6 protein-coding genes are annotated in these 8,290 nt (G+C 68.7%); 1 reads left to right on the forward strand and 5 read right to left on the reverse strand.

The window, feature by feature from the left end; translation table 11 throughout:
- Positions 1-17: 17 nt before the first annotated feature.
- The 5 genes from ABDV68_RS16870 to ABDV68_RS16890 all read right to left on the reverse strand — a co-directional run bounded on the left by ABDV68_RS16870 (position 18) and on the right by ABDV68_RS16890 (position 6,112).
- Positions 18-374, reverse strand: coding sequence for a Rieske (2Fe-2S) protein (locus ABDV68_RS16870; protein WP_343521268.1), 357 nt, complete (start codon positions 372-374; stop codon positions 18-20).
- An 81-nt stretch (positions 375-455) separates the two neighbouring features.
- Entirely contained in the window at positions 456-1,736 is a 1,281-nt protein-coding gene (gene hmgA, locus ABDV68_RS16875; protein WP_343521269.1) for a homogentisate 1,2-dioxygenase, read from the reverse strand.
- 148 nt (positions 1,737-1,884) lie between these two features.
- Positions 1,885-2,922, reverse strand: coding sequence for a 4-hydroxyphenylpyruvate dioxygenase (hppD, locus tag ABDV68_RS16880; protein WP_343521270.1), 1,038 nt, complete (start codon positions 2,920-2,922; stop codon positions 1,885-1,887).
- A gap of 95 nt (positions 2,923-3,017) precedes the next feature.
- The gene (locus tag ABDV68_RS16885) at positions 3,018-4,367 is read right to left on the reverse strand and encodes an HlyD family type I secretion periplasmic adaptor subunit (RefSeq protein ID WP_343521271.1); all 1,350 of its coding nucleotides are present in this window, start codon (positions 4,365-4,367) and stop codon (positions 3,018-3,020) included.
- Positions 4,364-6,112, reverse strand: coding sequence for a type I secretion system permease/ATPase (locus ABDV68_RS16890; protein ID WP_343521272.1), 1,749 nt, complete (start codon positions 6,110-6,112; stop codon positions 4,364-4,366). The genes ABDV68_RS16885 and ABDV68_RS16890 overlap by 4 nt, the downstream gene beginning before the upstream one ends.
- A 188-nt stretch (positions 6,113-6,300) precedes the next feature.
- On the opposite strand from ABDV68_RS16890, the gene ABDV68_RS16895 reads away from it, so the two are divergent.
- A partial coding sequence (locus ABDV68_RS16895; RefSeq protein ID WP_343521273.1) for a calcium-binding protein occupies positions 6,301-8,290 on the forward strand: 1,990 nt, incomplete at its 3' end.

The following is an 8,290-nucleotide window of genomic DNA, read 5'->3' on the forward strand; positions in this document are numbered from 1 at the left end:
TCTCCGTGGGGTGACGATCAGGCCGAAAAGATCGCGCCGTCGCGCACCTCGAGCGGCCACGGGGTCAGCGCCGCGCCGACGCACGGCCCGCCGACACAGGCGCCGTCGCCGATCCGGAACAGCGCGCCGTGCCAGCTGCACTGGATCAGTCCACCGTCGCCGGTAAGATAGGCGTCGAGCTGTTGCGCGAGCGGCAGCCCCATATGGGGGCAGCGATCGACATAGCCATGGACGGCCTCGCCGTTGCGCACGGCGAAGCCGTGGAAGCGCCCGGCCCGCATCTCTAGCACGAAGTTGCGCGCCGCGCCGTCGGCGATCAGATCGAGCGGTCCGAGCCGGACCCCGGGCGGGGTCGCGGTGAGCCGTTCACCCACACCCGTTTGCCCTGAGCTCGTCGAAGGGCGTTGCCAGTCGGGCTTCGACAGGCTCAGTCCAAACGGATTCGGGGCGGGACCTCACGCCGGCAGCTTCGCCTTGGGAAATCCTGCCCACGCCGCGTCGTAATCGGGCTGCGCGGTGTCGAGCGCGTGCCGGGTCGGGCGATAGGGCCAGCAGGTCTCGACCATGAACGCCATCGTCCCGTCGATCTTGTGCGGCTTGAGCTCGGCGTTGCTCGCGCCCTCCCAGCTCGCGACATCGGGCCCGTGCCCGGCCATCAGGTTGTGCAGCGACAGCCCGCCCGGCGCGAAGCCATCGGCCTTGGCGTCATAGGCGCCGTGGATCAGCCCCATCGCCTCGCTCATCACATTGCGGTGGAACCAGGGCGGGCGGAACGTGTCCTCGGCGACCATCCAGCGCGGTGGGAAGATCACGAAGTCCGCGTTGGCGCGCCCCGGCACGTCGCTGGGCGAGGTCAGCACGGTGAAAATCGAGGGGTCGGGATGATCGAAGCTCACCGTGTTCATCGTGTTGAAGCGGGCGAGGTCGTAGCGCCACGGCGCGAGGTTGCCATGCCACGCGACGACGTCGAGCGGGGAGTGGTCGAGCGTCGTCGTCCACAGGTTTCCCAACGACTTTTGCACAAGCTCGAACGGCTCGTCGCGATCCTCGAACCACGCCGCCGGCGTTTCGAAGTCGCGCGGGTTGGCGAGGCCGTTGGCACCGATCGGGCCGAGGTCGGGCAGGCGGAACAGCGCGCCGTGATTCTCCGCCACATAGCCCCGCGCTTCGCCATCGGGGAGCAAGGCGCGGAACTTCACCCCGCGCGGCACCAGCGCGACCTGGCCCGGCGCGATGTCGATGCGCCCGAGCTCGGTCAGCAGCGCCAGCCGCCCGGCCTGCGGGATGAACAGCAACTCGCCATCGGCATCGACGAACACGCGCGCGTCCATGTCCGCGTTCGCGGCGTAGACATGCACCGCGACGCCCTCGAGATCGGCGGGTTCGCGGTTGACCAGCATCGTCGTCATGCCGTCGATCAGATCGGTGCCCGGCGCGGGCGGTGCGACCGGGTCCCAACGCAGCCTGTTCGGCGGCAGCGGATCGGCCGGAGCAGCGACGGCGAAGCGCGCCGTACCTTCATAGCGCCGATAGGGCGGATGCTCCGCGCTCGGCCGCATGCGGTAGAGCCACGAGCGCCGATTCTCGTGCCGCGGCGCGGTGAAGGCGGTGCCGGAGAGCTGCTCGGCATAGAGGCCATAGGCGGGCCGCTGCGGCGAGTTGCGGCCGACGGGGAGTGCGCCGGCGACCGCCTCGGTCGAGACATGGTTGCCGAAGCCGGGGAAATAGTCGGGCATGCCGTTTCCTAAACCTTCTTCGCAGTCCGGAGAAGTTGCCGGAAAAGTTGGATGCGGGGGCGTGCCGAAGCGCGCTCCCGCATCCGGTTCCTTCCCCCTTTGGAAGGAATTGGCGGCCGGGTTGGTCCCGGCTCTCCTCTCCAATTCGTCAGGCGTCGACCTTGATGACACCCCTGCGGATCTGGTCGAGCTCGATGCTCTCGAACAGCGCCTGGAAATTGCCGTTGCCGAAGCCTTCATTTCCCTTGCGCTGGATGATCTCGAAGAAGATCGGGCCGAACATGTTCTCGGTGAAAATCTGCAGCAGGATACCTTCGTCGCCGACATTGCCGTCGATCAGGATGCGGTTCTTGCGCAGCCGCTCGAGGTCCTCGCCATGGCCGGGCACGCGCTTGTCGACCAGCTCGTAATAGGTCTCGATCGTGTCCTGCAGCTTGACGCCGCGGGCGCGCAGCCGTTCGACCGTATCGTAGATATCCGGTGTGGTCAGCGCGAGATGCTGGATGCCCTCGCCCCTATATTCGCGGATGAACTCCTCGATCTGGCTCTTGTCGTCCTGGCTCTCGTTCAGGGGAATGCGGATCGCCTTGTCCGGTGCGATCATCGCCTGGCTGAACAGGCCGGTCGCCTGGCCCTTGATGTCGAAATACTTCTGCTCCTCGAACCCGAAGAGCGTCTTGTAGAACTCGCTCCACACCCGCATCTGGCCGCGGCGGACATTGTGAGTGAGGTGGTCGAGCAGGTCGAGACCGACATTGTTCGCCGCCTCGGCCTCCTGCCAGCCGGGGATCTCGGCCCAGTTCGCGTAGAGGTCGTGGCCGTCCTGGATAAAATAGAGGTAGGAGCCGCCGATACCGAGGATGACGGTGTCGTCCTCCTCGGTGCGTTCGGCACCATGTGCCAGCGCCCATTCCATCGCCTTGACGGGATCGGCGACGCGGAACGCCATCGCGCTGGCCGACGGGCCATGCTCGCCGCGGAACTTCGCCACCCGGCCCGCGTCGTCGCGGTTGAGCATCAGGTTGATGCGGCCCTGCTTGTAGCGGGTGATGTTCTTGGTCGGGTGGCGATGGCTCGCGACGAAGCCGAGCTGCTCGAACTGCGCCGCCATCGTCGCGGGATCGGGCGAGGTGAATTCGACGAACTCGAAGCCGTTGAGGCCCAAGGGGTTGGCGGGATCGGACATGGCGACTCTCCGGAAAGCAGGCGCCCGGGCTAGTCCGTGCAGTATCTGGTGTCAAATGATACTAGTTATCCTGCGCCGATCGCGCGCCGGACCGATCAATGCTCGCGGAACGAGCGCCACATCGTCTGGCTGAGCGGCTCGAAAATATATTGCAGCGCGGTGCGCTTGCGCAGCGGCACCAGCACTTCCACAGGCATGCCCGCACGCAGCGCGAATCCGTCGCCGCGCACGCGACGGATCGCTTCGAGTTCGGCGGCCGGGACCGCGACCTCGGCGAGGAAATAGGGCTCGCCCGTGCGCTCGTCTTCGAAACTGTCCGCCGAGAGTCGCGTGACCTTGCCCGACAGGATCGGCAGCTGCCGATCGTGCAGCCCGGAGAAGCGGATCTCGGCCGCCTGCCCAGCCTGGACGTCGTCGGCGTCGCCCGGCGCCACCCGCGCCTCGATCACCAGCACCGCCTGCGCGGGCACCACGTCCATCAGTTTCTGGCCGGGCGCGATCACGCCCCCGGGGGTGAACACACTGAGCCCGACCACCGTGCCGCTGGCCGGCGCGCGGATGCGCACGCGCTCGAGCTGGTCGCGCGCGGCGCGCAGGCGCGGTTCGAGATCGGTCAGGCTCAGCTCGACATTGCGCAGCTCGGCGCTGCTCTTCTCGCGGAACGCGCGCTCCGCCTCAAGCAGCTTGATCCGCGCCTCGCCCGCCTGAGTCGTCGCCTGCGCGGTGTTGGCGGCATATTGGCCCTCCTGCCCGAGCAGGTCGGCCCGCGCCCGCTCGAGCGCGCGCAGCCGCGTCTTGGCGACATAGCCCTTGTCGGCGACGTCCTTGATCGCGTCGAGCTCCTCGGTGACCAGCCGCGCCTGTTCCCGTGAGGCCTGGGCCTGCTTGCGATAACCGGTGGCGCCCTGCAGCGACTGCGCGATCTGCTGGCGCATTGCCCCGGTCTGCGCGGTGAGCACCGAGGCGCGGGCGGCGAACTGCGCCTGCTGGCGCGCGACCGCGGCGTCGGCCTCGACCCGGTCCTCGCCGGTCAGCGCCGCGAATTCCGCCGGCCAGGCGATGCGGGCCTGCCCCGCCTGCTCGGCGAGCAGCCGCGCACGTTCGGCCTTGAGGCTGATCACCTGCCCCGCGAGCGCGCGCTCCTGCGCACGGACATCGGCGGCGGCGAGCTCGACCAGCAATTCGCCCTGCCGCACGCGCTGGCCCTCGCGCACTAGGATGCGCGAGACCACGCCGCCCTCGCGATGCTGCACCGCCTGGCGCTGGCCGGAGACGGCGAGGCGGCCAGGCGCGAAGGCGGCGGAATCGAGCGGCGCCAACGCGGCCCAGCCGAGCAGCACGACGAAGAACAGCCCGGCGACGATCAGCCCGAACCGGATCTCGCGCCCCGGCCGGTCGTCGAGCACGGCGCCGGTCTGGGGCAAGGCTTCGGCCAGCGCAGTCATGCGCCCGCCGCCTTCTCCTTGGCCGTTGCCGGCTTCGCGCCGCGCACCGCCTGGAGCCGTCCGATCACCTCGTCGCGCGGGCCGAACGCCTCGATCCGCCCGGCGCGCAGCAGCAGGATGCGGTCGACCACGCCGAGCACGCCCATGCGGTGTGCGGCGATCAGGACGGAGGCCCCGCGCGCCTTGGCCGCGGCGATCGTCGCGACGAGCTGCGACTCACCTTCGGCATCGAGATGCGCATTGGGCTCGTCGAGCAGCAGCATCGCCGGTGCGCGATAGACCGCGCGGGCAAGCCCGATGCGCTGCGCCTGTCCGGCCGAAATCCCCCTGCCGCCCGGTCCGAGCAACGTGTCGTAACCCTTGGGGAGGTGCTGGATCAGCGCGTGCGCGCCCGACGCCTTGGCGGCCTCGACCACCGCCGCATCGATCGCTTCGGCGTCGCCGCCCAGCTCGCCCTCGAAGCGCGAGATGTTGTCGCGGACGCTGCCGCCGAACAGTACCGTCTCCTGCGGCAGATAGCCGATATGCACCGCCAGCCGCTCGGGATCCCAGTCGCCGATGCTCGCGCCGTCGAAGCGGATCGTGCCGCCCGCGGTCGGCGCGGCGCCGGCGATCGCGCGCAGCAATGTCGACTTGCCCGAGCCACTCGGGCCGACCACGGCGACGACCTCGCCCGGCTTCACGTCGAACGCGATGTCGCTGAGGATCGCGGCGTCGCCCACCGGCGCCCGCACTGTGACGCCTTCCAGCGTGATGCGTCCGGCGGGGGCGGGAAGGCGGGTCGGCGGCACCTGCTCCTCGCCCGCGAGCAGCTCGCCGAGCGCGGCATAGGCGTCGCGTGCCTGCACCACGGTGCGCCACGATCCCAGCAGCTGGTCGATCGGCGCCAGCGCGCGCCCGGCGAGGAACGACGCGGCGAAGATCGCGCCGACCGAGATCGAGTTGCCGATCGCCAGCCACGCGCCGAGCCCGAGCGAGAGCGACTGCAGCATCAGCCGCAGGAACTTGCTGGCGGTGACGTAGCGGCTCGAGATCATGCTGGCGCGCGACTGCAGCGCCATCATCGTCTCGCGATCGGCGAGGTGGCGCCGGACCAGCGCGCGGCGCATGCCGAGCGCGCGGACGATGTCGGCATCCGCGGTCACCCGATCCTGGTCGGCATAGGCTTTTCGCGCGGCGAGGTTGGCATCGTGGAGCGGGCCGTGCGTCAGCTTCTCGTTGCGCAAGGTCAGCAGCACCAGCACCCCCGCGCCCGCCAGCACCAGCGCGCCGATCGCGGGGTGGATGAGGAAGCAGATCAGCACATAGACTGGGCTCCACGGCGCATCGAACAGCGCGAGCATGCTGGGGCCGGTCAGCGCCTGGCGCAGCACGTCGAAGTCGCGCACCGCCTGGCGCGCGCCCGGGCCGCCCTCGCCGGTGCGCAGTGCGAGCCCGGCGTCGAGCAAAGGCTGGGCGAGCTGGCGGTCGAGCCGCACGCTCGCGCGCACCAGCAGCCGCGAGCGCACCCAGTCGAGCAGCGACAGCGCGACCAGCGCGACGGCGAGCGCGAGCGTCGCGAACAGCAAGGTCAGCGCGCCGCGGGTCGGCACCACGCGGTCATAGACCTGCAGCATGTAGAGCATCGGCGCGAGGAACAGCAGGTTGATGAGTGCGCTGAAACCGGCGGCCGCCAGGAAGTGGCGCCGGCACGCCTGGAGCGCGGCCGCGAGCGTCGCATTGGGTGCTCGCCAGCCAGCGCGCATCGTCTATTGCTTCCCCATCGCGCGAGTCCCGGACCCGCCTCATGCCTCTACGCGCGCGGATGCCCGCGCGACAAGCAAGTTCGGCTTGAAAAGCGTGCCGTCGCGAGCCGGTCACGACAAGAAAAGCATTTGTTCGCCCGTGGCTTCGCGGCATGATTAACCATGTGATTCGATGCCGGGGGAATGCCGTGGCCGCCAAGCACCCGTTTCTCGTGGACGATCTCGCCGGAGCCCCCGGGGCGGCGCTAATCCAGCCGATGTCGATCAGCGTCGATCCGGGGATTTTCGATCCGGGGCTGGAGCCGCTGGCGGCTGGCCCTGGTGATGATTTGCTGATCGGCTCCGATTCCAGAAGCATCCTTGAGGGGTTTGGCGGCAACGACGTGATCCTCGGTGGCGGCGGCGGCGATGAGCTTTACGGAGGTGACGGGGCGGACAGGATTTTCGGCGAGACGGGAAGCGACTGGCTCGCGTCCGGTAACCGGAATCGGGCAGACACCACGCGTCCAGTCGCATTCCCCGACGATGGGACCGAATATGACCAGCTCTATGGTGGCGACGGCGACGACAGGCTGACCTTCGGCTATGGCGATCTTGCCGATGGCGGCGCGGGCATCGACCGGCTCTATCTGTCGCTCGCCGGCGCGGACCATGGCGTCACCGTCAATACGCTCGGTCTCGGCGGCTCAGACTGGGACGTGGACGGCACGCTGATCCGCTATGTCGAGCAAATCGGGGAAATCACCGGCACGAGCTTCGACGATCGCTTCTGGCTGGGTCCCACCCCGGTGCAGTCCGACGACATGGTGGTCAATGGTGGCGAGGGCGGCGATATCTTCGGCGACAATGGCGGCACGAACTGGCTCAAGATGAATGGCGGCGCCGGGAACGATCGCTGGATCGCGTCCGAGGCGTCGCGGCTCACCTCGTTCATCTGGGTCCATTTCAACGGTGGGGACGGCGTCGATACGCTCGACTTCCGCAATATGCTCGCCGGCGTCGACGTCGATATCCAGGCCCTGCGCTACTTCCATAGCAACGTCGAGAATATCGACGGCTCGGCCTTCGACGACGAGTTTGTCGGCTCGAATCTCGACAACGTGATCCAGGGCATGGACGGCGACGACGTCATCTTCGGCGTACGGGGTGCCGACGTGCTGGTCGGCGGCAATGGCAACGATCGGCTCGATGGTGGGTTCGACGCCGATTACATGGTCGGGGGCTTGGGTGACGACACCTATGTGATCGACGAAGTCATGGATCGCGTGATCGAGCTGGCGGGCGAGGGCACCGATACCATCCGCGTGAACTTCACCTACAGCCTGCGCGATGTGATCGAAAACCTGACGCTGTACGGCACCACTGCGATCGACGGCTTCGGCAATGGCTCGGGCAATGTCATCACCGGCAACGGCGCCGCCAACAAGCTCTACAGCGGCAGCGGCACCGACGATCATGGGGCCGATATCGACTCGCTCAGCGGCGGTGGCGGGGACGACCTGCTCTCGATCGGCTATGGAGACAGCGCCGATGGCGGCGCGGGCCGCGACGGGCTGCGCATCTCGCTGCGCGGGGCCACGACCGGTGTGACGCTGGACATGCGCGCGCTGACCGAGGGCCAGTCGATGACCTTCGCCGGCGGCACGCTGACCGGGATCGAATATGTCGCGCACGTCACCGGCACCGCGTTCAGTGACCAGTTCCTGGTCCATACCCAGAGCGGGCTGCTGACGCTCGAGGCGGGCGATGGCGACGACGTGGTCTCCAACATCGCGACCGTGATCGAGTTCTTCGGCGGCAACGGCGATGACCGCTTCATCAGCGGCTCGGGCGGCGACTATGTCGATGGCGGGGCGGGAGTCGACACGGTCGACTATCGCAACGCCTCAGGCGGCCTGTGGGTTCAGCTCGAGGGCGCCGCGCCGGGCAGCGCGGGCTTTGGCGGGGGCGACACGCTGGTCGGGATCGAGCGGGTGGACGGCTCGGCGTTCGCCGACGTGATCATCGGTGATGCCAACGACAATGTGCTTCAGGGCATGGACGGCGACGACACGCTGCGCGGCGGGGACGGGAGCGATTCGCTCGCCGGCGGCAACGGCGCGGACACGCTCACCGGCGGCGCGGGCGCCGACTGGTTCACCTTCACCACCGCGCCGGGGGCCGGGCAGGCCGACACGA

It is taken from the genome of Sphingomonas sp. (assembly GCF_039595165.1).
In the GTDB taxonomy this organism is placed as follows: Bacteria; Pseudomonadota; Alphaproteobacteria; order Sphingomonadales; family Sphingomonadaceae; genus Sphingomonas.